This is a genomic window from Streptomyces sp. NPDC003379, from assembly GCF_053589195.1.
Genome location: NZ_JBSFRK010000002.1, coordinates 179,352 through 202,192, shown reverse-complemented (window position 1 = coordinate 202,192; position 22,841 = coordinate 179,352). Strand labels below are relative to the sequence as shown.

Annotated in this window: 22 protein-coding genes, 1 tRNA gene and 1 pseudogene; 12 read left to right on the top strand and 12 right to left on the bottom strand. The window is 70.9% G+C overall.

Going from position 1 to position 22,841, the window contains the following annotated elements; all coding sequences use genetic code 11:
- The first annotated feature begins 121 nt into the window (after nucleotides 1–121).
- The 4 genes from ACWDVB_RS03485 (at nucleotide 122) to ACWDVB_RS03470 (ending at nucleotide 6,710) form a co-directional block, all read left to right on the top strand.
- Nucleotides 122–1,027: an FAD binding domain-containing protein gene (locus ACWDVB_RS03485; protein ID WP_451515544.1), complete on the top strand. Its 906-nt coding sequence runs from the start codon at nucleotides 122–124 to the stop codon at nucleotides 1,025–1,027.
- Complete coding sequence (locus tag ACWDVB_RS03480) at nucleotides 1,024–3,798, top strand: 2Fe-2S iron-sulfur cluster-binding protein (protein ID WP_451515545.1); 2,775 nt, start codon at nucleotides 1,024–1,026, stop codon at nucleotides 3,796–3,798. Before ACWDVB_RS03485 ends, ACWDVB_RS03480 begins: the two co-directional genes overlap by 4 nt.
- Complete coding sequence (locus tag ACWDVB_RS03475; protein WP_451515546.1) at nucleotides 3,795–6,104, top strand: xanthine dehydrogenase family protein molybdopterin-binding subunit; 2,310 nt, start codon at nucleotides 3,795–3,797, stop codon at nucleotides 6,102–6,104. The genes ACWDVB_RS03480 and ACWDVB_RS03475 overlap by 4 nt, the downstream gene beginning before the upstream one ends.
- Before the next feature lie 63 nt (nucleotides 6,105–6,167).
- Entirely contained in the window at nucleotides 6,168–6,710 is a 543-nt protein-coding gene (locus tag ACWDVB_RS03470) for an AAA family ATPase (protein WP_451515547.1), read from the top strand.
- A 59-nt stretch (nucleotides 6,711–6,769) separates the two neighbouring features.
- Here the strand turns inward: ACWDVB_RS03470 and ACWDVB_RS03465 are convergent.
- A tRNA-Cys gene (locus tag ACWDVB_RS03465) sits at nucleotides 6,770–6,841 on the bottom strand.
- A 102-nt stretch (nucleotides 6,842–6,943) separates the two neighbouring features.
- Nucleotides 6,944–7,354: a MerR family transcriptional regulator gene (locus ACWDVB_RS03460; RefSeq protein ID WP_451515548.1), complete on the bottom strand. Its 411-nt coding sequence runs from the start codon at nucleotides 7,352–7,354 to the stop codon at nucleotides 6,944–6,946.
- 49 nt (nucleotides 7,355–7,403) lie between these two features.
- On the opposite strand from ACWDVB_RS03460, the gene ACWDVB_RS03455 reads away from it, so the two are divergent.
- The gene (locus ACWDVB_RS03455; protein WP_451515549.1) at nucleotides 7,404–8,318 is read left to right on the top strand and encodes an NAD(P)-dependent oxidoreductase; all 915 of its coding nucleotides are present in this window, start codon (nucleotides 7,404–7,406) and stop codon (nucleotides 8,316–8,318) included.
- Nucleotides 8,319–8,328: 10 nt separating this feature from the next.
- Here the strand turns inward: ACWDVB_RS03455 and ACWDVB_RS03450 are convergent, their stop codons facing one another.
- Nucleotides 8,329–8,760, bottom strand: a complete 432-nt coding sequence (locus ACWDVB_RS03450) for an ATP-binding protein (RefSeq protein WP_451515550.1) — start codon at nucleotides 8,758–8,760, stop codon at nucleotides 8,329–8,331.
- A 157-nt stretch (nucleotides 8,761–8,917) separates the two neighbouring features.
- Here ACWDVB_RS03450 and ACWDVB_RS03445 point away from each other — a divergent pair, with 157 nt between their 5' ends.
- From ACWDVB_RS03445 to ACWDVB_RS03420, 6 genes and pseudogenes are all read left to right on the top strand, one after another.
- Nucleotides 8,918–9,778, top strand: coding sequence for a helix-turn-helix domain-containing protein (locus ACWDVB_RS03445; RefSeq protein WP_451515551.1), 861 nt, complete (start codon nucleotides 8,918–8,920; stop codon nucleotides 9,776–9,778).
- Complete coding sequence (locus ACWDVB_RS03440; RefSeq protein WP_451515552.1) at nucleotides 9,775–10,062, top strand: DUF397 domain-containing protein; 288 nt, start codon at nucleotides 9,775–9,777, stop codon at nucleotides 10,060–10,062. Before ACWDVB_RS03445 ends, ACWDVB_RS03440 begins: the two co-directional genes overlap by 4 nt.
- Nucleotides 10,063–10,070: 8 nt before the next feature.
- Nucleotides 10,071–10,667, top strand: a pseudogene (locus tag ACWDVB_RS03435) (MFS transporter); the annotation flags it as partial.
- A gap of 168 nt (nucleotides 10,668–10,835) precedes the next feature.
- Nucleotides 10,836–12,632 (top strand): DEAD/DEAH box helicase, encoded by a 1,797-nt coding sequence (locus ACWDVB_RS03430; protein ID WP_451515553.1) that lies wholly within the window; start codon nucleotides 10,836–10,838, stop codon nucleotides 12,630–12,632.
- A 310-nt stretch (nucleotides 12,633–12,942) separates the two neighbouring features.
- Complete coding sequence (locus ACWDVB_RS03425; RefSeq protein ID WP_451515554.1) at nucleotides 12,943–13,584, top strand: IclR family transcriptional regulator; 642 nt, start codon at nucleotides 12,943–12,945, stop codon at nucleotides 13,582–13,584.
- A 454-nt stretch (nucleotides 13,585–14,038) separates the two neighbouring features.
- Nucleotides 14,039–14,848: a S16 family serine protease gene (locus ACWDVB_RS03420; RefSeq protein WP_451515555.1), complete on the top strand. Its 810-nt coding sequence runs from the start codon at nucleotides 14,039–14,041 to the stop codon at nucleotides 14,846–14,848.
- Here the strand turns inward: ACWDVB_RS03420 and ACWDVB_RS03415 are convergent.
- The 7 genes from ACWDVB_RS03415 to ACWDVB_RS03385 form a co-directional block, all read right to left on the bottom strand.
- A complete protein-coding gene (locus tag ACWDVB_RS03415) occupies nucleotides 14,778–14,984 on the bottom strand; it encodes a hypothetical protein (RefSeq protein WP_451515556.1) in 207 nt (68 codons plus the stop codon). The two genes, ACWDVB_RS03420 and ACWDVB_RS03415, sit on opposite strands and share 71 nt — an antisense overlap.
- Nucleotides 14,985–14,998: 14 nt before the next feature.
- Nucleotides 14,999–15,604: an ArsR/SmtB family transcription factor gene (locus ACWDVB_RS03410; protein WP_451515557.1), complete on the bottom strand. Its 606-nt coding sequence runs from the start codon at nucleotides 15,602–15,604 to the stop codon at nucleotides 14,999–15,001.
- A gap of 74 nt (nucleotides 15,605–15,678) precedes the next feature.
- Nucleotides 15,679–16,647, bottom strand: coding sequence for a glycine betaine ABC transporter substrate-binding protein (locus ACWDVB_RS03405; RefSeq protein ID WP_451515558.1), 969 nt, complete (start codon nucleotides 16,645–16,647; stop codon nucleotides 15,679–15,681).
- Nucleotides 16,644–17,498, bottom strand: coding sequence for an ABC transporter permease (locus ACWDVB_RS03400; protein WP_451515559.1), 855 nt, complete (start codon nucleotides 17,496–17,498; stop codon nucleotides 16,644–16,646). Before ACWDVB_RS03400 ends, ACWDVB_RS03405 begins: the two co-directional genes overlap by 4 nt.
- Nucleotides 17,495–18,790 carry a betaine/proline/choline family ABC transporter ATP-binding protein gene (locus ACWDVB_RS03395; RefSeq protein WP_451515713.1) on the bottom strand — a complete coding sequence of 432 codons (1,296 nt, stop codon included), beginning with the start codon at nucleotides 18,788–18,790 and terminating at the stop codon, nucleotides 17,495–17,497. Before ACWDVB_RS03395 ends, ACWDVB_RS03400 begins: the two co-directional genes overlap by 4 nt.
- A 4-nt stretch (nucleotides 18,791–18,794) precedes the next feature.
- Nucleotides 18,795–19,442 carry an ABC transporter permease gene (locus ACWDVB_RS03390; protein WP_451515714.1) on the bottom strand — a complete coding sequence of 216 codons (648 nt, stop codon included), beginning with the start codon at nucleotides 19,440–19,442 and terminating at the stop codon, nucleotides 18,795–18,797.
- A 74-nt stretch (nucleotides 19,443–19,516) separates the two neighbouring features.
- Entirely contained in the window at nucleotides 19,517–19,987 is a 471-nt protein-coding gene (locus ACWDVB_RS03385) for an Lrp/AsnC family transcriptional regulator (protein ID WP_030794967.1), read from the bottom strand.
- Between the two features lie 121 nt (nucleotides 19,988–20,108).
- Between ACWDVB_RS03385 and hppD the strand changes: the two genes are divergently transcribed.
- Complete coding sequence (gene hppD, locus ACWDVB_RS03380) at nucleotides 20,109–21,257, top strand: 4-hydroxyphenylpyruvate dioxygenase (RefSeq protein WP_451515560.1); 1,149 nt, start codon at nucleotides 20,109–20,111, stop codon at nucleotides 21,255–21,257.
- A 112-nt stretch (nucleotides 21,258–21,369) separates the two neighbouring features.
- Here hppD and ACWDVB_RS03375 read toward each other — a convergent pair whose 3' ends face one another.
- Together ACWDVB_RS03375 and ACWDVB_RS03370 are read right to left on the bottom strand one after the other, a co-directional pair.
- A complete protein-coding gene (locus tag ACWDVB_RS03375; RefSeq protein WP_451515561.1) occupies nucleotides 21,370–22,257 on the bottom strand; it encodes an alpha/beta hydrolase fold domain-containing protein in 888 nt (295 codons plus the stop codon).
- Complete coding sequence (locus tag ACWDVB_RS03370) at nucleotides 22,254–22,811, bottom strand: quercetin 2,3-dioxygenase (RefSeq protein ID WP_451515562.1); 558 nt, start codon at nucleotides 22,809–22,811, stop codon at nucleotides 22,254–22,256. The genes ACWDVB_RS03375 and ACWDVB_RS03370 overlap by 4 nt, the downstream gene beginning before the upstream one ends.
- Between the last annotated feature and the right edge of the window lie 30 nt (nucleotides 22,812–22,841).

The window sequence follows — 22,841 nt, the reverse complement described above, 5'->3', positions numbered from 1 at the left end:
GTTGTGAGCACGTACCGTACGGCGGAACAGGCGTAACGGCGACACGTCACGAACGGCGAGCACTGCACGTACGCGACGTAGGTGAGGTACGCGGCCGGGCATCGGGAAGGGGCAGCCGGTTTTGAGCACGCACGCACCGCAGGCGGCGCGGACACCGCGGTCGGTGAAGCTGCCCGCCACGCTCGACGAGGCCGTGGCGGCACTCGCCGCCATGCCCGCCGCCGTACCCGTCGCCGGCGGCACGGACCTCATGGCCTCGGTCAACTCGGGACAGCTGCGCCCCACCGCCCTCGTCGGCCTCGGCCGCATCAACGAGATCCGCGGCTGGCAGTACCAGGACGGCCACGCCCTGCTCGGCGCCGGTCTCACCCACGCCCGCATGGGCCGCCCCGACTTCGCCGCGCTGATCCCCGCCCTGGCCGCCGCCGCGCGCGCCGCGGGACCGCCCCAGATCCGCAACGCGGGCACCCTCGGCGGCAACATCGCCTCGGCCGCGCCCACCGGCGACGCGCTGCCCGTGCTCGCCGCGCTCGAAGCCGTCCTGATCATCGCGGGGCCCGGCGGGACCCGCCGCGAGGTCCCCGTCCCGCACCTGCTCGCGGGCATGGAGATGCTCCGCCCCGGCGAGCTGATCGGCTTTGTGCGCGTGCCGTTGCTGCACGCCCCCCAGGTCTTCCTCAAGGCGACCGGACGCACCGGCCCCGGCCGGGCGACCGCCTCCGTCGCGCTGGTCCTCGACCCCGCGCGGCGCGGCGTGCGGTGCGCGGTCGGCGCCATCGCGCCGATGCCGCTGCGGCCCCTGGAGGCCGAGCAGTGGGTCGCCTCGCTGATCGACTGGGACGGCGAGCGCGGCAGCCTCGTGCCCGAGGCGGTCGCCGCCTTCGGTGAGTACGTCGCCGCCGCGTGCATCCCCGACCAGCCCCCGTCGGCCGACGGCACCGAACAGCCGCTGTCGCCCGGCGTACTGCACCTGCGGCGCACCGTCGCCGTGCTGGCCCGACGAGCACTGGGGAGGGCGCTGTCGTGAGCGACGACCGCAACACCGACAACGGCGGCTGGCAGCCGCATCCACAGGGTGAGTACGACTCGGACGCCACGGCGTTCGTGCAGCTCCCCGAAGGCATGCTGGACATCCCGCTCGCCGCGCCCGGCCACGGCTATGTGCCGCCGCAGATAACGGTCACCCCCACCACGGCCGACGCCACCGACCCCGCGGGCACGGGCGCGTGGGTCATGCCGCCCGAGGTGACGGGCGCGGCCGACGGCGGACGTGCGGTGCGGTGGCCCGACGCGGACACGGCACACGGCTACGACTCCCGCGCGACCGGACAGTGGAGCTTCGCCGACGCGGGCGCGGCGCAGGGACGGACGTACGGACAGGGATACGAGCAGGGGTACGAGCAGCAGGATTACGACCACCAGGAGTACGACCACCAGGAGTACGGGCAGGCGCAGGGCCACGACCAAGGCCACGACCAAGGCCACAGCCAGGGCTACGGACAGCGGTACGACGGGAATGGCGTCGCCGCTCCCTCCTCCGACGTGACGGGGCAGTGGTCGATCCCGGTCGCCGGTGGGGATCTCCCGGACGAGTCGGGCGAGTTCACCGCGTCTTCGCTGACCGGGGACGGCGCCTACCCCCTCGGTACGCAGGTGGGCGGCTGGGCCGGGGGCGGCACGCCTCCCGCGACGCTGCCGGGCGGCGCGCCCGCGCCGTGGGCGACGGGCGCGGGAGCCGGAGCGCCCTGGGGCGCACCGCCCCAGGAGGCCGCGCCGCCGCTTCCCGATGCCTCGGAGCAGGCGCCGCAGGAGAGCCGGTTCGAGCAGACGACGCTGCTGCGGGCGGTCAAGGTGCCGCCCGCCGGGCAGTCCGGGGCCGAGGCGGCGGCGGCCGCCGAAGCGGCTCAGGAGACTGTGGAGGCCGCCCAGGAGGCGGCCGAGGCCGCGGAGATCGCGGAGGCCCTGGAGTTCGCGGAGCCTTCGGAGCTGGCGGAACTGACGGAGACGCCGGAGCTTCCGGGCTCATCGGAGCCGACGGGCGCGGTGGATGCCGTATCCCCCACGCCTGACGCACCCGCCGAAGCAGTCGCGGAACTGGCTGACGGCCCGGACGAGCCGGGTGTGCCGGGTGTGCCGGGTGAAGCGAACGCGACCGAAGAGCCGAGCGACACGACCGGGCCCGCCGAAGCGGACGGAGCCCACGCGGCAGCGATTGCCGGAACGGCTGAGGGAGGCGGCGCGGTAGCGGCTGCTGGAATGGCCGGGGGAAGCGGCGCGGCAGCGGCTGCCGGGACGGCCGGGGAACGCGCCGCGGCAGCGATTGCTGGAACGGCCGGGGGAAGCGCCGCGGAAGTGGCTGCCGGAACGGCCGGGGGAGGCGGCGCGGTAGCGATTGCCGGGACGGCCGGAGGAAGTGCTGCGGAAGCGGCTGCTGGAATGGCCGGGGGAAGCGCCGCGGTAGCGGCTGCCGGGACGGCCGGGGTAAGCGGCGCGGAGGCGGCTGCCGGGGCGGCTGACGGAGTCCACGCGGTAGCGGCTGCCGGAATGGCCAGGGAAAACGCCGCGGCAGCGATTGCCGGGACGGCGGGGGAAAGTGCCGCGGAGGCGGCTGCCGGGGCGGCCGACGGAGGCCACGCGGGAGTGGCTGCCGGGGCGGCTGACGGAGTCCACGCGGGAGTGGCTGCCGGAATGGCCGGGGAACGCGCCGCGGTAGCGGCTGCCGGGACGGCGGGGGAAAATGCCGCGGAGGCGGTTGCCGGGGCGGCTGACGGAGTCCACGCGGTAGCGGCTGCCGGGACGGCCGGGGTAAGCGGCGCGGAGGCGGCTGCCGGGGCGGCTGACGGAGTCCACGCGGGAGTGGCTGCCGGAATGGCCAGGGAAAACGCCGCGGCAGCGACTGCCGGGACGGCCGGGGAAAGTGCCGCGGAACCGGCTGCCGGAACGGTCGAGGAGAGCGCCGCGGAAGCGGCCGAGGAACGCGCCGCCCCCGTCATCGCCCCCAACCCCCTGCACGACGACCACCCCCTCGGCTCCTACGTCCTGCGCGTGAACGGCACCGACCGTCCCGTCACCGACGCCTGGATCGGCGAGTCCCTGCTCTACGTCCTGCGTGAGCGGCTCGGCCTCGCGGGCGCCAAGGACGGCTGTTCGCAGGGTGAGTGCGGGGCCTGCAACGTCCAGGTGGACGGGCGGCTCGTCGCGTCCTGCCTGGTGCCCGCCGCCACCACCGCGGGCAGCGAGATCCGCACCGTCGAGGGTCTGGCCGTCGACGGGCAGCCCTCCGACGTGCAGCGCGCGCTCGCCGCGTGCGGCGCGGTGCAGTGCGGCTTCTGTGTGCCGGGCATGGCCATGACCGTGCACGACCTCCTTGAGGGCAACCCCGCGCCCAGCGAGCTGGAGACCCGCCGCGCGCTGTGCGGCAACCTCTGCCGCTGCTCGGGCTACCGCGGCGTCCTCGACGCCGTGCGCGAGGTGGTCGCCGAGCGCGAGTCGTCCGCCGCCGAGAACTCGGCCCAGGCCCAAGCTCAGGCCCAGGCCCAGGCCCAGGCCGAAGCTCAGGCCCAGGCCCAGGCCCCGGCGCAGGACGAGCAGACGGACGAGGCGCGCATCCCGCACCAGGCGGGCCCGGGCGCGGGCGGCGTCCACCACCACCAGAGCGCGTACGACGGCACGACGTACGAAGGCACGACGTACGAAGGCATGTACGACGGGCCGTACGAAGGGCCGTACGACGACGGGCCGTACGACGGACAAGAAGGACCGCAGAGGCCCTACGGCCAGGACGGAGGCCAGGCGTGAGCACCGAGACCACCACCACGGCCGCGCCCCCCGCCACCGCGCCGGGCTCCGAGCCGCTGCCGCACGGCATCGGTACGTCCCTGTCGCCGGCCGAGTGCCGCGCCAAGACGGAGGGCACCTTCCCGTACGCCTCCGACCTGTGGGCCGAGGGCCTGCTGTGGGCGGCGGTCCTGCGCTCCCCGCACGCGCACGCGCGCATCGTCTCCGTCGACACCAGCCACGCGCGCGACATGCCGGGCGTGCACGCCGTCGTCACCCACGAGGACGTGCCCGGCGACGCGCTGCACGGCCGCAGGACGCCGGACCGGCCGGTCTTCGCCTCCGATGTCGTACGCCACCACGGCGAGCCCATCGCCGCCGTCGCCGCCGACCACCCCGACACCGCGCGCATGGCCGCCGCCGCCGTCATCGTCGAGTACGAAGTGCTCGAACCGGTCACCGACCCGGAGAAGGCGTTCGAGGCCGAACCGCTGCATCCCGACGGCAACCTGATCCGCCACATCCCGCTGCGGCACGGCGACCCGGAGGTGGTGGGCGAGCTGGTCGTCGAGGGCCTGTACCGCATCGGCCGCCAGGACCCGGCGCCGGTCGGCGCCGAGGCGGGCCTCGCCGTGCCGCGCCCCGACGGGGGAGTGGAGCTGTACATCGCCTCCACCGACCCGCACGCGGACCGCGACCGGGCCGCCGCCTGCTACGGCCTGGCGCACGACCAGGTGAAGGTCGTCGTCACGGGCGTGCCGGGCGCGACCGCCGACCGCGAGGACGCCAGCTTCCAACTGCCGCTCGGGCTCCTCGCGTTGCGGACGGGCTGTCCCGTCAAGCTCACCGCGACCCGCGAGGAGTCCTTCCTCGGCCACGCCCACCGCCACCCCACGCTCCTGCGCTACCGCCACCACGCGGACGCCGAGGGCCGCCTGGTCAAGGTGGAGGCGCAGATCCTGCTCGACGCGGGCGCGTACGCGGACACGTCGTCGGAGGCGCTGGCCGCCGCCGTCTCCTTCGCCTGCGGCCCCTACGTCGTACCGAACGCGTTCATCGAGGGCTGGGCGGTCCGTACGAACAACCCGCCCTCCGGGCACGTCCGGGGCGAGGGCGCCATGCAGGTGTGCGCCGCGTACGAGGCCCAGATGGACAAGATCGCGAAGAAGCTGTCGATCGACCCCGCCGAGCTGCGGCTGCGCAACGCCATGGCGACCGGCGACATCATGCCCACGGGCCAGACGGTGACGTGCCCGGCCCCGGTGGCCGAACTCCTCGCCGCCGTACGGGACGTCCCCCTCCCCGAACTTCCCAAGGACAGCCCCGAGGACGAGTGGCTGCTGCCCGGCGGCCCCGAGGGCGCGGGCGAACCGGCCGCCGTGCGGCGGGGCGTCGGCTACGGCCTCGGCATGGTCCAGCTCCTCGGCGCCGAGGGGACGGACGAGGTCTCCACCGCCACCGTGAAGGTCCACGACGGCGTGGCGACGGTGATCTGCGCGGCCGTCGAGACCGGCCAGGGCTTCACCACGCTGGCCCGCCAGATCGTCCAGGAGACGCTCGGCATCGACGACGTCCGCGTCGCCCCCGTCGACACCGACCAGCCCCCGGCGGGCCCGAGCTGCCGCGGCCGCCACACCTGGGTGTCGGGCGGCGCGGTGGAGCGCGCGGCGAAGATGGTCAGGACCCAGCTGCTCCAGCCGCTGGCCCACAAGTTCGGCATGTCCACCGAGCTGCTCCAGATCACCGACGGCAAGATCACCTCGTACGACGGCGTGCTCTCCACGACGGTCACCGAGGCGCTGGACGGCAAGGAGCTGTGGGCCACGGCCCAGTGCCGCCCGCATCCGACCGAGCCGCTGGACGAGTCCGGGCAGGGCGACGCCTTCGTGGGCATGGCGTTCTGCGCCATCCGCGCGGTGGTGGACGTCGACATCGAGATCGGCTCGGTCCGGGTCGTCGAACTGGCCGTCGCGCAGGACGTGGGCCGCATCCTCAACCCCGTCCAGCTGAAGGCCCGCATCGAGGCGGGCGTCACGCAGGGCGTGGGCGCGGCGCTCACGGAGAACCTCCGCACCCCGCGAGGCATCGTCCGCCACCCCGACCTGACCGGCTACGCCCTTCCGACCGCCCTGGACACCCCGGACATCCGCATCGTGAAACTGGTGGAGGAGCGGGATGTCGTCGCCCCCTTCGGCGCGAAGGCGGCCAGCGCGGTCCCGGTCGTGACGTCCCCGGCGGCGATCGCCTCGGCGGTGCGCGCGGCGACGGGTCGTCCGGTCAACCGCCTCCCGATCCGCCCGCAGGCGGCGGTGGCGGCGCCGCATTGACCGGAGGCCGGGAGCGCGTCAACCGGAGGCCGGGGGCGTGGCACCGGTGGCACCATGGAGCGCATGACTACCTCTGACTCCGCCGGTGTCGTCGTCATCACCGGCATCATGGCGTCCGGAAAGTCCACGGTGGCGCAGGCCCTGGCCGAGCGGCTGCCGAAGGCCGCGCATGTGCGGGGCGACGTCTACCGGCGGATGATCGTCTCCGGCGGCGTGGAGTACGAGCCGGGGGCCGGGGGAGAGGCCGAGGCGCAACTCCGCCTGCGGTACGGCCTGTCGGCGTCCACGGCGGACGCGTACGCGGGCGCGGGCTTCATGGCGGTCGTCCAGGACGTCATCCTGGGCGAGCAGTTGAAGACGTACGTGGATCTCGTGCGGACCCGCCCGCTGTACGTGATCGTCCTCGCCCCGCGCCCCGACGTGGTCGCCGCCCGCGAGACCGGTCGCGGCAAGACGGGCTACGGCGCGTGGACGGTCCAGGACCTGGACACGGGCCTGCGCGAGACGACGCCGCGCCTCGGGCTCTGGCTGGACAGCTCGGAACTGTCGGTGGGGGAGACGGTGGACGCGATTCTGGAGCGGATGGAAGAGGCGCGGGTCGCCTGACGCCCCTCGCGGAAACCCCGTGGAGAACTTCGTGGAGAACTTCGTAGAGAACTTCGTAGAGGCCGTGGCGGGATTCGAACCCGCGTTACTGGATTTGCAGTCCAGCCCCTGAGCCACTCGGGCACACGGCCAAGTCGTCGACCTGACTCCATGAACGTAACCGGAACCGGACGGACGGCTCAAGGGACCGGCGGGCGCCGCAACGGGACTGCCATGTGCCTGCAATGAACCACTCAGGCGGCGGGGCTGGATTCCAAGCCGGTGCCGTCGAACGGGGGATAGCTCTCGCCGCCCGTCCGCTCGGCCGCGTCGATGTAGTGGGCCAGGGCGTCGCGGGACTGCGCCAGCTTGTCCATCTGGTCGTCCAGCCGCCGCAGCCGTGTCCGCATCGCGGTCAGCAACTCCGGGCACCCGGGCAGTTCCGGGGCCTCGCCGACCGCGCAGGGCAGCACGTACGCGATGTCCTCGGAGGACAGACCGGCGCCGAGCAGGTGCCGGATCTGCTTCACCCGCAGCACCGCGCTCTCGTCGTACGCGCGATAGCCGTTCACGCCGCGGTCCGCCTCCAGCAGGCCGTGGGCCTCGTAATAGCGCAACTGGTGGGCGTTGACGCCCGTCCGACGACTCAGTTCCCCGATCAGCATCAGAACCTCGCTTGACCTTCACACCGGCATCAACGTTGACGATCCTGTCATGACCAACGAAACCGCTACACCCCTTACTCCTGTTGCTCCTGTTACTCCCGTGACAGTGATCGGACTCGGCCTGATGGGCCAGGCGCTCGCGGGCGCGTTCCTGAAGGCCGGGCACCCCACGACCGTGTGGAACCGCACGGCGTCCAAGGCCGACGAACTGGTCGCGCGCGGAGCCCTCTTGGCCCCGACGGTCGGGGACGCGCTCAAGGCGGGTCCCCTCACGATCATCTGCCTCACCGACTACCAGGCCGTACGCGAACTGCTCGGCGGCGCGAGCGACGCCGAGCTGAACGGCACGACGCTGATCAACCTGACCTCGGGCGACTCCACCCAGGCCCGGAAGACCGCCCAGTGGGCCGAACAGCGCGGCGCCCGCTACCTGGACGGCGCCATCATGGCCGTCCCGCCCGCGATCGGGACCGCCGACGCGTTCATCCTGCACAGCGGGCCGCGGTCGGACTTCGATGCGCACGAGGCGACACTCGCGGCGCTCGGTACCGTCACCCATCTCGGCGCGGACCACGGCCTCGCCGCCCTGTACGACGTGGCGGGCCTCGCCATGATGTGGAGCGTCCTGAACGCCTGGCTCCAGGGCACCGCCCTGCTCCGGACGGCCGGGGTCGACGCCGCGACGTACGCGCCGTTCGCACGGCAGATCGCCGCGGGCGTGGCCGAATGGCTGCCCGGGTACGCCGAGCAGATCGACGGCGGCTCCTTCCCGGCCGAGGTGTCGGCCCTGGAGACCGACGTGCGGGCGATGGGCCACCTGATTGAGGAGAGCGAGGCGGCGGGCATCAACGCGGAACTCCCCAGGCTGTTGAAGGCGATGGCGGACCGCGCTATCGCCGCGGGGCACGGCGGGGAGCAGTACCCCGTACTGATCGAGGAGTTCACCCGCCCTCGCGGCGACTGACCCGCCGGGTTCACCGCGAGGGCGGGGCGGGCAGCTCTGCCCAGACCGTTTTGCAGGGGGCCGGGCCCTCCGACGTGCCCCAGCGGCTGGAGAGGGCCTCCACCAGGAAGAGGCCCCGGCCCGACTCCGCATCGGCCGCGGGGAGCCGCGCGGCGCTCGGTGGGTGGCGGTCCGCTCTCGCGTCCGTCACCTCGATACGGAGCGTGTCCGTCTCGCTGAGTGTCAGCGCGAGGCGGAAGCTTCTGCCGGGCACGGCACCGTGGAGCGCGGCGTTGCTCGCCAGCTCGGCGACGATCTGCTCCGCCGCCTCGTACGGCCGCTCCCAGGTGCGGAGTTGCTCGCCCACCAGCAGCCTTGCCAGGCGCGCGCCTCTGCGGGTCGCCGAGAGCAGCACCGTGAACTGGTGTACGGGCGCGGGGGCACGGGTGATTTCTTGGTTCACGTCACTCAGCGTGGCCGTCCGTGCGTACCGTGAATAGCCATGCGGGCTTTGCGTCCCGCGTATGTCCGGTCGTTGTCCCGGCTTGTCCTGGCTGTCCCGGGTGACGTCCGCGTACGCGTGCGCGTTGGGCTTGGACGGTACGTCGGGAGGTGGCGCGGTGGAACGCAACGACGGTAACGACAGTGTGGACGAACCCGGTTGGGACGTTGATCCCGAGGACGAGATCAGTGCGGTCGTCGAGATGGTCGGCCATCAGCTCAAGCTGTGGAGGGAGGCGGCGGGGCTCCGGGTCGCCGATTTCGGGAACGCGATCGGGTACGGGGAGGATCTGATCCGGAAGATCGAGCGCGGGGCGCGGATTCCTCGTTCCGAGTACCTGGACAAGGTGGACCAGGTCGTGGAGGCGAGGGGCCTTGTCTCCGCGATGAAGAAGGAGATGCGGGAGGCTCGGTACCCGAAGAAGGCGAGGGACCTGGCGAAGTTGGAAGCGCAGGCGGTGGAGATCGGGCTGTACAGCAACCACAACATCCACGGTCTGCTCCAGACGGAGGAGCACATGCGGGCGCTGTTTGAGATGCGGCAGCCCGCCTTCTCGCAAGATGAAGTGGAGCGAGGTGTGGCCGCACGTTTGGGCAGGCAGGCAATCTTCGAGCGCATGCCCGCGCCAGCCGTCCACTTCGTCCAGGAAGAGGCGACGCTGCGACGCACCATCGGGGGGAGAATGGTGCTGCGGCGACAGCTTGAACGCGTGTCTGAAGTGGCCCAGTTGCGGAATGTCACCTTCCAGGTGATGCCGCTCGACTGTGAGAGCCACGCCGGAATGGGAGGCCTGATCGAAGTGCTGAAGTTCCGTGACGGCACAGCGGTTGGACGATCCGACGGAGCCTACAACGGCCACCCTGTCTCCGACCCGAAGCAGCTCAGGATCTTGGAGTTGCGCTATGGGATGATCCGGGCCCAGGCTCTCAGGCCACGAGAGTCGCTGGCCTTCATCGAGCAACTGCTGGGAGAGACATGATCCGTAAGGCCTCTGTCGGGAACACCTCCGGGCTGGAGTGGTTCAAGAGCAGCTACAGCAGCAGCAGCGACCCCAACGACTGCGTCGAACTCGCCCTGGAGTGGCGCAAGAGCAGCTACAGCAGTAGCAGTGAGACAGACGACTGCGTCGAAATAGCCCCCACCCCCGACACCATCCACATCCGGGACTCCAAAACCCCCACCACCCCCCACCTGACCGTCACCCCCCAAACCTGGTCCACCTTCATCACGTACGTGACGCCCCACCCCCGGTCAGGCGCATAACCACCCCACTGCTGCGCGGCGTGGCCGCCGGGTCGTTCATCGCCGCCGAGTCCTTCGTGCCGCTGATGCTCGTCACGCAGCGGGGGCTCAGCCCCACCATGGCCGGGCTCTCGCTCGCCGTGGGCGGGGCGACGTGGGCGCTCGGGTCGTACGTCCAGTCGCGGCCCCGCATGGAGCCGTACCGGGCGCGCCTGATGGTCGTCGGGATGATCCTCGTGGCCGCCGCCATCCTCACCGCGCCCACCGTCCTCATCGAGGCGGTGCCCGTGTGGATCGTGGGGGTCGCGTGGGGCTTCGGCTGCTTCGGCATGGGCATGGTCATCGCCTCGACCAGTGTCCTGCTGCTGCGGCTCTCGGCGCCCGAGGACGCGGGCTCGAACTCCGCCGCGCTCCAGATCTCCGACGGCCTCTCGAACGTCCTGCTCCTCGCCGTCGGCGGCGCCGCGTTCGCCGCGCTCGGGGGCGGCACGGTGGGCGCGGGCCACGGGGCGGACGGGGTCTCGGCGACGCATCCGGGGGCCTTCGTCGCCGTCTTCCTGCCGATGGCCGCGGTCGCCCTGGTCGGCGCCTGGGTGGGGACGCGGCTCAAGGAACGTACGCGGTGAAGTGAAGGAACGTACGCCGTGAGTCGAACGTACGTACGCGGTGGGACGTGGATGTGAGACCCGTCGCACCCGCCCCGGCCCCCGCCCCGAACTCGCGGGTACGTCAATCCATCACCGGTAAGGTGGCCCGGTTGTCGTACGTACCCGAGCCGTAAAAACCCGGAGACCGTGACTACCACCAGCGCCGCCGCCAACTCCCACCACCTCTCGCCCGCCTTCCCCGGCCGCGCCCCCTGGGGCACCGCCAACAAGCTGCGTGCCTGGCAGCAGGGGGCGATGGAGCGGTACCTCCAGGAGCAGCCGCGAGACTTTCTGGCCGTCGCCACCCCCGGCGCCGGCAAGACGACGTTCGCGCTCACGCTCGCGTCATGGCTGCTGCACCACCATGTCGTGCAGCAGGTCACCGTGGTCGCGCCGACCGAGCACCTGAAGAAGCAGTGGGCGGAGGCGGCCGCCCGGATCGGCATCAAACTGGACCCGGAGTACAGCGCGGGGCCCCTCAGCAAGGAGTACCACGGCGTCGCCGTGACGTACGCGGGTGTGGGCGTGCGGCCGATGCTGCACCGCAACCGCTCCGAGCAGCGCAAGACGCTCGTCATCCTCGACGAGATCCACCACGCGGGGGACAGCAAGTCGTGGGGCGAGGCCTGCCTCGAAGCGTTCGAGCCCGCGACGCGGCGGCTCGCGCTCACCGGTACGCCGTTCCGGTCCGACACCAACCCGATCCCCTTCGTCACGTACGAGGAGGGGAATGACGGAATCCGGCGTTCCTCCGCCGACTACACGTACGGCTACGGCAGCGCGCTCAGCGACGGTGTCGTGCGGCCCGTCATCTTCCTCTCGTACTCCGGCAACATGCGCTGGCGCACGAAGGCGGGAGACGAAATCGCCGCGCGGCTCGGTGAGCCGATGACCAAGGACGCCGTCTCGCAGGCCTGGCGGACCGCCCTGGACCCGCGCGGCGAGTGGATGCCGAACGTGCTGAAGGCCGCCGACACGCGGCTCACCGAGGTCAGGAAGGCCATCCCCGACGCGGGCGGGCTCGTCATCGCCTCCGACCAGGACTCGGCGCGCGCCTACGCCAAGCTGATCCGGGAGATCACGGGGGACAAGGCGACGGTGGTCCTCTCCGACGACACCGGCGCCTCCAAGCGCATCGACGACTTCAGCGCGAGCACCTCCCGGTGGATGGTCGCCGTCCGCATGGTGTCCGAGGGCGTCGACGTGCCGCGCCTGGCGGTGGGCGTGTATGCCACCACCATCTCGACTCCACTCTTCTTCGCGCAGGCCGTGGGCCGTTTCGTGCGTTCGCGGCGGCGCGGCGAGACCGCCTCCGTCTTCCTGCCCACCGTGCCCGACCTGCTGACCTTCGCCAACGAGATGGAGGTCGAGCGGGACCACGCCCTCGACAAGCCGAAGAAGGAGGGGGAAGAGGACCCCTACGCCGAGTCCGAGAAGGAGATGGACGAGGCGAACAAGGAGCAGGACGAGGACACCGGCGAGCAGGAGCAGTTCTCCTTCGAGGCGCTGGAGTCCGAGGCCGTCTTCGACCGGGTGCTGTTCGACGGCGCCGAGTTCGGCATGCAGGCACACCCGGGGAGCGAGGAGGAGCAGGACTACCTGGGCATCCCCGGACTCCTCGAACCCGACCAGGTGCAGATGCTGCTCCAGAAGCGGCAGGCCCGGCAGATCGCCCACAGCAGGAAGAAGCCGGACGAGGAGGCCGACCTCCTCGAACTGCCCGCCGAGCGGCGCCCTGTGGTCTCCCACAAGGAGCTGCTGGGGCTGCGGAAGCAGCTGAACACGATGGTCGGCGCGTACGTCCATCAGAGCGGGAAGCCGCACGGCGTGATCCACACCGAGCTGCGGCGCACCTGCGGCGGACCGCCGAGCGCGGAGGCCACGGCGGGGCAGCTGCGGCAGCGCATCGAGAAGGTGCAGGAGTGGGCTACGCGCATGAAGTGACCGGTGGAGCGTGACGCTCCAAGTGCGGGGAGTGTGTGCGAAGGTCGTGCGTACGTCTTCCCTCCCGGCCCCCGCGTAACGGGGCAAGTGGGGGCGCTCGGGGCGTCTCCCTGCCCGGATTCTGGACGGAGTCTTCCGCTCAGCGGGACGGCCTCGCTACTGTCCCCGCAACGCACACGCCCCGTGGCAGCGCCGCCGCGGAGCGCAGCCGGTGTTCCGACCGGCGGCCTCTGACGCGCGTCGCCCCCGGGACCGGCGGCGCAACCGCCGCGTAAGGGGGCCGCCGACCCTCACTTAAGGAGTGGGCGTCGTGACCGCGGAGACATCCCAGACGCTGGACCGAGGACTGCGTGTCCTCAAGCTGCTGGCCGACACCGACCATGGACTCACGGTCACCGAGCTGTCGAACAAGCTCGGCGTGAACCGGACCGTGGTGTACCGCCTGCTCGCCACGCTCGAACAGCACTCCCTCGTACGACGGGACCTGGGCGGCCGCGCCCGCGTCGGCCTCGGCGTGCTGCGCCTGGGCCGCCAGGTGCACCCGCTGGTGCGCGAGGCCGCGCTGCCCGCGCTGCGGTCGCTCGCCGAGGACATAGGGGCGACGGCACATCTGACCCTCGTCGACGGCACGGAGGCCCTCGCGGTCGCCGTGGTCGAGCCGACGTGGACGGACTACCACGTCGCCTACCGCACCGGCTTCCGTCACCCCCTGGACCGGGGCGCCGCGGGCCGCGCCATCCTCGCCGCCCGCCAGAACCTGGTGACCGACCCCGGCTACGCGCTCACCCACGGCGAACTGGAAGCGGGCGCGAGCGGAGCCGCCGCCCCGCTGGTCGGGGTGACCGGCATAGAGGGCAGCGTGGGAGTGGTGATGCTGGCGGACTCGGTACCGGAGCGGGTGGGGCCGCGGGTGGTGGACGCGGCACGGGAGGTCGCCGACGCGTTGCGCTGAGGCCGCGCGGGCGAGCGGTCCCTTTCTGGTACCGCACATCGCCGGCTGCGCCGGGCTCGTCCTCAAACGCCGGACGGGCTGAGAACCATCCGCCGGCTGCGCCAGGCTCGTCCTCGAACGCCGGACGGGCTGAGAACCATCCGTCGGCTGCGCCAGGCTCGTCCTCGAACGCCGGACGGGCTGAGAACCATCCGTCGGCTGCGCCGGGCTCGTCCTCGAACGCCGGACGGGCTGAGAACCATCCGTCGGCTGCGCCGGGCTCGTCCTCGAACGCCGGACGGGCTGGGAGCTGTCCGCCGGCTGCGCCGGGCTCGTCCTCAAACGCCGGACGGGCTTGAATTTTGCCGTCCCGGCTTGAAATTTGCCGTCCCGGCTTGAATTCTGCCGTCCGGGGTCTGAATTCTGCCGTCCGGGGTGAATTCTGCTGGCCCGCCCCTGACGTTAGATTGATCCCGTGGTCTTCTCCCTCTCTCGTTTCACGCGACCCCAGGCCCTCGCCGTCTGCGCCCTGCCCGTGGCGGCCCTGCTCGCCGTGGCGGGGCTTGCGCCGTTGCCGTTTGCCGTGGCGCAGCCAGGCGGGACGGCGAACGTGCTGGGCAAGCACGAGGGCAAGCCGGTCCTCACCATCACCGGCGCGCCCACCCGCGACACGAGAGGCGCGCTGCGCATGACGACGATCGTGGCGACGGGCCCGCAGATGGACGTGCGGCTCGGTGACGTGATCGACGGGTGGTTCCGCACGGACCGCGCGGTGATGCCGAAGGACTCGGTCTACCCGACCGGCGACAACGTGAAGGAAGTCCAGAAGCACAACCTCGGCGACATGAAGAAGTCGCAGGACGAGGCGACGAAGGCGGCGCTGGGCTACCTCAAGGCGAACGGCGTGGACAACACCGACAAGGTGGACGTCCAGGCCGACCTCGGCAAGATCGGCGGCCCCAGCGCGGGCCTGTTCCTGTCGCTCGGCATCATCGACAAACTGGACGGCGACGGCAGCGGCAACGACCTCACGGGCGGCCGCGACATCGCGGGCACCGGCACGATCACGGCCTCCGGCAAGGTGGGCCCGGTCGGCGGCGTCGCCCTGAAGACCCAGGCGGCACGCCGCGACGGCGCGACGGTCTTCCTGGTCCCGAAGGCAGAGTGCGCGGACGCCAAGGAAGAACTCCCGAAGGGCCTGCGCCTGATCCCCGTCACCACACTGCCGGAAACGGTCGACGCGCTGCGGGCCCTGAACAAGGGCGAGAACGTCCCGAGCTGCTGACCAGGCGGAGACCCAGCTCGACCAGCGACCAGCCCAGCCGAGTACGCAGCTGGGGACGCCGCCTCCGTAAGGGTGCCGCTTGGTGGAGCTCGGCGGCGCGGGCGTGGTGCAGGAGCAGGTGGACGTCCGGGTGCACGGGCTTCGGACCTCTCAGTCGGTGGGGCGTGTCGGGATGAGCTGTGTCTGGATGCGCACCGGAGCGGCCCGGGGATCGTCCTTGTCCTTGGCCAAGGGGCGGTAGGACTCGATGACTTGGTGGAGCTTGGCCTTCAGCTCGGCGGTCAGCTCCGGGGTCAGGTGCAGCTGTGAGTCGCTCATGTCGGAGCTGTTCAGCCACTCCTCGGACCACTCGTGACTTGTACCGACCCAGGTCGTCAGGGCTTCGATGTGGAGGGACGTGACCTCGTGGAGGTACAGCTGGGCGGCCCCGCGCACGGTCGGGTCCGCGTCGCGCAACAGCGCGTCGTCGAAACTCGTCCCCTGGTGCGCTGCCTGCCACCACCGTTCCCGGCCTCTGCCCCGCTCCGGGGCGTCCTCGACGAAGCCGTGCGCTGCGAGCTGTCGCAGGTGGTAGCTGGTCGACCCGCTGGACTCGCCGAGTCGGGCACCCAGCTGGGAGGCCGTGGCGGGGCCGTCATGCCGAAGTGACCCGAGCAGGCGGATCCTCAGCGGATGGGCGAGCCCGCGCAGCGAACGGGCGGTGAGCGTGACCATCTTGCGAGGCTTGGAGGCCGTCATGCCCGTCAGCGTAGGCATGCAAAGACTCCGTTGCAACACCTTCTTTGCAACGGAGTCTTGGTAACTCACCGACCGTCACAGGGGAGTTGGCGCTACTCCTTCACGAACCCCTCCTCGATCAGCCACTCCTTCGCCACCGTGTGCGGGTCCTGGCCGTCCACGTCCACCTTTGAGTTCAGGTCCCGCGCCACCGTGTTGTTCAGCTTCGCCGTGATGGGGGCCAGGATCTCCGCCATTTCTGGGTGTTTCTTCAGCGAGTCGCTGTTGATCTCCGGGGCCGCGTTGTAATTGGGGAAGAAGCGCTTGTCGTCCTCCATCACCGTGAGGTGCATCGCCTTGATGCGGCCGTCGGTCGTGAAGACCTCGCCGTAGGTGCACGACCCCTTGGACGCCTGCGTGTAGATGATGCCGGTGTCCATCTTGGTGATGTTGGCGGACGGGACGCTCATCCCGTACTCCTTCTGCATGCCCGGCAGACCGTCCTCGCGGGACGCGAACTCGCTCTCCACGCAGAGCGTGACCGCCTTCGGGTCCGACTTGGAGAGGGCTGCCACCTCCGAGAGCGTGCCCGTTTTGTACTTCGCCGCGTTCTTCTCGTTCGTCGCCAGCGCGTACGTGTTGTTGAGCGTCGCCGGCGGCAGCCACGTGATGCCGTTCTTCAGGTCCGCGTCACGCACCGCCTCCCACTGCTTCCGCGGGTCGTCGATGGGCTCCGAGTTGCCCTGGTACGTGATCCAGGCCGTGCCCGTGTACTCGTACATGGCATCCGCGTCACCGCCCTTGACCGCCTCCCGCGCGCCGATCGATCCCTGGATACCCGTGCGGTCGAGCACGTCCGCGCCCGCCGCCTCGAAGGCGATGCCCATGATCGCGCCGAGGATCAGCTGCTCCGTGAACTCCTTGGACGTGACGGTGAGGTCGGCGCCCTTGAGGGGCAGGCCGCGGCCGATGGAGCCCGGCTTGACGTCGTCCACCATCGGGCTGCCGCTGGTCAGGCCGCAGCTGACCAGCAGCGCCCCGGCCAGCACGGCGAGAGCCGACGTGCGTGCGGTGACTCTCATGACCGCACCTCCAGTCCGCGCGGACGCAGGACCAGTTCGGCCAGTGAGGCCAGCCAGTCCACCAGGAGCGCCAGCGTGATCGTCAGGATCGAGCCGAGCATCAGGACCGGCATGCGCTGGTTGGTCATCCCGGTGGTGATCAAGTCGCCGAGGCCGCCGCCCCCGCCGAACGTGGCGAGCGTCGCCGTGCCGACGTTCAGGACGAGCGCAGTGCGTACACCCGCGAGGATCAGGGGGACGGCCAGCGGGAGTTCGATCTTCGCCAGGACGCCCAGCGGTGACATGCCGATGCCCCGCGCCGCTTCGAGCAGCGTCGGGTCGTTCCCCTTCAGGCCCGCGATCGTGTTGGACAGGACCGGCAGGACCGCGTAGACGATGATGCCGATCAGGGCCGCCCTCTCGCCGATGCCCAGCCAGATCACCAGCAGCGCGAGCAGGCCGATCGCCGGTGTCGCCTGGCCGACGTTGGCCAGCGCCATCGCGGCCGGCGCCGCCCTCCGCAGCCTCCCGCGGGTCAGCAGGATGCCGAGCGGGATGGCGATGATCAGGACGAAGAAGGTGGAGATTGCGGTGAGTTCGATGTGCTGGCGGAGCCGCAGCCCCACGTTTCCGTTCGCCAGCGCGTTCCTGGAGATCGAGTCCAGGTCGGCCTGCCGGAACCACCACCACGTCAGCAGCAGGATCACCGCGAGGACGACCGGCAGGAACGTGACCTTCTGCCACGTGACCCGGCGCGGCTGCCGCTGGACCGCCGGTGGCGGCGGCCCCTCCAGTTCCGCCTCGCCGACGTCACGGAAGGCGAGCCCCTTGACCTCGTGCTCACCTTCGGGACGACGCTCGGTCGGCCTCATGCCTTCGCCGCCCCTCCGGGATCCGAGTGGCCCGCGCCCTCCTGCTCCATGTGCGTCAACTGCGCCCGCTGCTCGACCAGTTCATGCTGGTTCTCGATCGCGTCGAGGCGGTCCGCCTCCAGCATCTCGTGCACGGAGTTCATCAGCGTCTCCATGTCGACGACGCCCGTGTACTCGCCGCGCCGCCCGGTCACCGCGACCCGGCCCGCGTTGTCGGTGAGCACCGCTTCGAGCGCGTCCCGCAGCGTGGCGTCGCGGGTCACCGTGTCGTGGACGAGGGTGCCCGCGCGGGCCAGCGAGCCCCTGGCACGCATCAGGTCACCGCGGCGCAGCCACTTGTAGGGGCGGCCGCGCTTGTCGAGCAGCAGCAGTTCGTTGACGCCGCCCCCGCGGAGCTTGTCGAAGATCTTCTGGAGCGGGTCGTCGACGGTCACCGTCGGGATGTCGGCGATCTCCACATCCCGTACGCGGGTGAGGTTGAGGCGCTTGAGCGCCGCCCCCGCGCCCACGAAGCCCGACACGAAGTCGTCGGCGGGGTTGGTCAGGATCGCCTCGGGCGTGTCGAACTGCGCGATGTGCGAGCGCTCCCGCAGCACGGCGATACGGTCCCCGAGCTTGATCGCCTCGTCGAAGTCGTGCGTGACGAAGACGATGGTCTTGTGCAGCTCGCGCTGGAGCCGGATCAGCTCGTCCTGGAGGTGGTCGCGGGTGATCGGGTCGACGGCGCCGAACGGCTCGTCCATGAGGAGAACGGGCGGGTCGGCCGCCAACGCCCGCGCCACACCGACGCGTTGCTGCTGGCCGCCGGAGAGCTGACGCGGATAGCGGCCGTGGAACTCGCCCGGGTCCAGGCCGACCAAGTCGAGCATCTCCTCCACCCTCGACCTGATCCGCGCCTTTCCCCAGCCGATCATCTTCGGTACGAGAGCCACGTTCTGGGCGACCGTCATGTGCGGGAAGAGGCCGGACGACTGGATCGCGTACCCGACCTTGCGGCGCAGCTTCACCGGGTCGATGTCGGTGACGTCCTCGCCGTTGATGCGGATACGGCCGCTGGTCGGCTCGATGAGGCGGTTGATCATCTTCAGAGTCGTCGACTTGCCGCACCCGGACGGGCCGACGAAGATCACGGTCTCGCCCGCCTTGATCTCCATGCTGACGCTGTCCACGGCCGGCTCGTGGCTGCCCGGGTAGCGCTTGGTGAGGTGCTCCAGCTCGATCGTCGCCCCGGAGGTGGCGGTCCCCGAGGGTTCGTCGGCCCCGGACGGTTCGCCGGTCCCGGACGGTGCGATGGTCTCAGGCACGGATACCCCTCGGAATCGTGAGCCGGCCGATCAGGACGTACGCGGCGTCGAAGAGCAGCGCCAGGACGATGATGCCCAGCGTGCCCGCCAGTACTTGGTTGAGCGCGTTCTTGGAGCCGAGCGAGCCGATGCCCCGGAAGATCTCGTTGCCGAGGCCGGGCCCGGACGCGTACGCCGCGATGGCGGCGATGCCCATCAGCATCTGGGTGGAGACCCGGATGCCGGTCAGGATCGGCGGCCAGGCGATCGGCAGCTCCACCCGCAGGAGCCGGGCGATCCTGGACATCCCGATGCCCTTCGCCGCGTCGACGAGCGAGGGGTCGACGCCGCGCAGGCCGACGATGGCGTTGCGCACGATCGGGAGCAGGCCGTAGAGGGTCAGCGCGATGACGGTCGGCGCGACGCCGAGCCCGACCACCGGGATCAGCAGACCGATCATGGCGAGCGAGGGGACGGTCAGGATGGTGGAGGTGACGGTCGTCGCCAGATTGCCCGCCCAGTCGCTGCGGTAGGTGAGGACGCCGATCAGTACGCCGATGACGGTCGCCACGACCATGCACTGGAAGACGGCGCTGGCGTGTTGGTACGTGTCCGACAGCAACTGCTGGTGACGGTTGCCGAGGTAGTCCCAGAAATTCACTGAAGTGCTCACCTCGCCTTTCCGAAGTACGGGTCAGGAGTACTCGGGGTTCGCAGTGCTCGGGGGTCGTCGACTCAGGGGTCTTCGGACGCCTGTTCCACAAGCGGGATGATCCGCAGCGGAACGGGGTTCTCCATCACGATCGCCGTGGAGGCCCGGACGATGCCATCAAAACCCACCACCCGGTCGATCACCCGCTGAAGATCGGCGTTCGACCGGGCCACGAGACGGCAGAGCATGTCACCGTGGCCGGTGATGGTGTGCAGTTCGAGCACCTCGGCGACGGTCGCCAAGTGGGCCCGTACGTCCGCGCCCTGGCCCTGTTTGATCTCCAGCGTCGCGAACGCCGTGACGGGGTAGCCGAGCGCCGCCGGATCGACCTCCGGGCCGAACCCCCGGATGACTCCATTTGACTGAAGCCGGTCCATCCGCGCCTGCACCGTGCCGCGCGCGACACCGAGCCTGCGGGACGCCTCAAGAACCCCGATACGCGGCTCGCGCGCCAGCAGCACGATGAGTCTCCCGTCCAGATGATCGATCGCCATGCGGCCTCCAGGATGGTCATGATGTACAGATAGCCCGCTCGCACCGGCCATCCGCTGGTCAGATTGACCACTGAAAACGCCAACTATTGCGCACCTTGCAGTTCGGCGGGAGCCTCAAGCCATGACTGAGACCACCACCCACACCACTCCGAACACCGCGCGCGAGGCCGATCCCTTCCCGGTGAAGGGAATGGACGCGGTCGTCTTCGCCGTGGGCAACGCCAAGCAGGCCGCGCACTACTACTCCACTGCCTTCGGAATGAAGCTCGTGGCCTACTCCGGACCGGAGAACGGCAGCCGCGAGACCGCCAGTTACGTGCTCTCGAACGGCGCCGCCCGCTTCGTCCTCACCTCCGTCATCAAGGCCTCCACCGACCGGGGCCACTTCCTCGCCTCCCACGTGGCCGAGCACGGCGACGGCGTCGTCGACCTCGCCATCGAGGTGCCGGACGCGCGCGCCGCGTACGCGTACGCCGTCGAGCACGGCGCGCGCGGGATCACCGAGCCGTACGAGGAGAAGGACGAGAACGGCAAGGTCGTCCTCGCCGCCATCGCCACCTACGGCAAGACCCGCCACACGCTCGTGGAGCGCGTCGACTACGACGGTCCTTATCTGCCCGGTTTCACCGCCGCGAAGCCGATCGTCGAGCCGCCGGCCAAGCGGACCTTCCAGGCGATCGACCACTGCGTCGGCAACGTCGAGCTCGGCAGGATGAACGAGTGGGTCGGCTTCTACAACAAGGTCATGGGCTTCACGAACATGAAGGAGTTCGTGGGCGACGACATCGCGACCGAGTACAGCGCGCTGATGTCGAAGGTGGTGGCCGACGGGACGCTGAAGGTGAAGTTCCCGATCAACGAGCCCGCCATCGCGAAGAAGAAGTCGCAGATCGACGAGTACCTGGAGTTCTACGGCGGCGCGGGCGTCCAGCACATCGCGCTCGCCACGAACGACATCGTGGAGTCCGTACGCACCATGCGCGCGGCCGGGGTCAAGTTCCTGGACACCCCCGACTCGTACTACGACACGCTCGGCGAGTGGGCCGGTGAGACGCGCGTACCCGTCGAGACCCTGCGCGAGCTGAAGATCCTCGTCGACCGCGACGAGGACGGCTACCTGCTCCAGATCTTCACCAAGCCGGTCCAGGACCGCCCGACCGTGTTCTTCGAGATGATCGAGCGGCACGGGTCGATGGGCTTCGGCAAGGGCAACTTCAAGGCGCTGTTCGAGGCGATCGAGCGGGAGCAGGAGAAGCGGGGCAATCTTTAGGCACCGTTGATCGCGGGCTGCGCCCAGCTCGTCCTCAAACGCCGGACGGGCTGGAATCCGTGATCAGTCGCCGGACAGGCTCACGTGTCACCGCCTGTCCGGCGACCGGGCTCTATGGCCTCGTACAGTCGCGTACGAAGTCCAGTGAGCGCAGGAAGATCTTCTCGACCTCCGCCTCCGGCAGGCCGTGCCAGCCGTGGTCCGCGCCCGGGACCGTCCACAGTTCCGCCGAGGTCCCCGACCCTTGCAGCGCGGCCGCCAGGGACGCGCTGTGCGAGTGGTCCACCATCGTGTCCGCGTCACCGTGCGCCAGCAGGAACGGCGGGGTCCCCGGACCGGCCTGGGCCAGTGGGCTGGCCGACTCGGCCCGCTCGGGGACGGTCGCCGGGGCCGCGCCCAGCAGGAGCGCCTCCGGAGTGGCGGGGTCCTCCGGAGTGAAGTGGCCCCGGGTGGTGGTGAGGTCGCTCGGGCCGTACCAGATCACGGCACCCGCCAGGGGCGGCTCGGCCGGGCCCAGCGCGAGGAGCGAGGCGAGGTGGCCGCCCGCCGACTCGCCCCACACCACGGTCCGCCCGGCGTCGACGCCCAGTTCGGGGCCGCGCACGGTGAGCCAGCGCAGCGCGGCCCGTACGTCGTCCAGCGGGGCGGGGAAGACGGCCTCGCCGCTGAGCCGGTAGTCGACGCAGGCGACGGCGACACCGGCGGCCGCGATGCGGGCGAACGGGCCCGGCGACCAGTGCCGGGTGCGCATGCCCATGTCGTCGCGGCGGCCCTGGAGCCAGGCGCCGCCGTGCAGGAACAGCACCAGCGGGACCGGGTCGGCCGCCGGGGCGGTCCCGGGCAGCCACAGGTCCAGCTCCAGGGGGCGGCTGCCCATGGCCTGCTGGTAGGGCACGCCGCGCAGTTCCCGTACGCCGGGCTCGCGCGGGGCCGGGGGCGGCAGGGGGGCCACGTCCGGGTGGGGCGCGGCGATCAGCCGGCGCAGCGAGGGGCCGGTCATCGGGTCCGCCACTGGTGGTCGGGCAGGAAGTTCACGTCGTACTGCTGGGGGACGGTTCCGAACTTGTGGGGCTCGGGTATGAGCGGCCGGTGCGGCAGGCCGTGCTGTTCCGTGGGCGCGCCGAGGTTCTCGAAGAACCGCTCGAAGGTGCCGCCGGGGCCCGCGGCGACGCCGACGACCTGGCTGTGGTGGCGCTCCATGCGGTAGGCGTGCGTGCAGTTCTTCGGTACGAAGCCGAAGTCGCCCGGGGTGAGCAGCTTCTCCTGCTGGATGCCCTCGGTGTCCTCGACGAAGAGGCGGACGGCGCCCTGGGTGACGTAGAAGACCTCGTGGGTGTCCGCGTGCATGTGGGCGGGGATGAGGTCGCCCTTGGGGCCCTCTACGGTGAAGAAGTTGAAGGAGTTCTCGGTCTGCTCGCCACCGGCGTAGACGGTGACCAGGTCGCCGAAGAGGTGGGCGCGGTCCCCCTCGCCCTTCTCGATGAAGTAGGGCTTGCTCGGGTCCGCGGGGATGCGGGAGGCGGGGCGGTAGCGAGTGGCGTACTCGATGGTCATGGAATCCTCCGAGAATGTCGGACCGTCGGA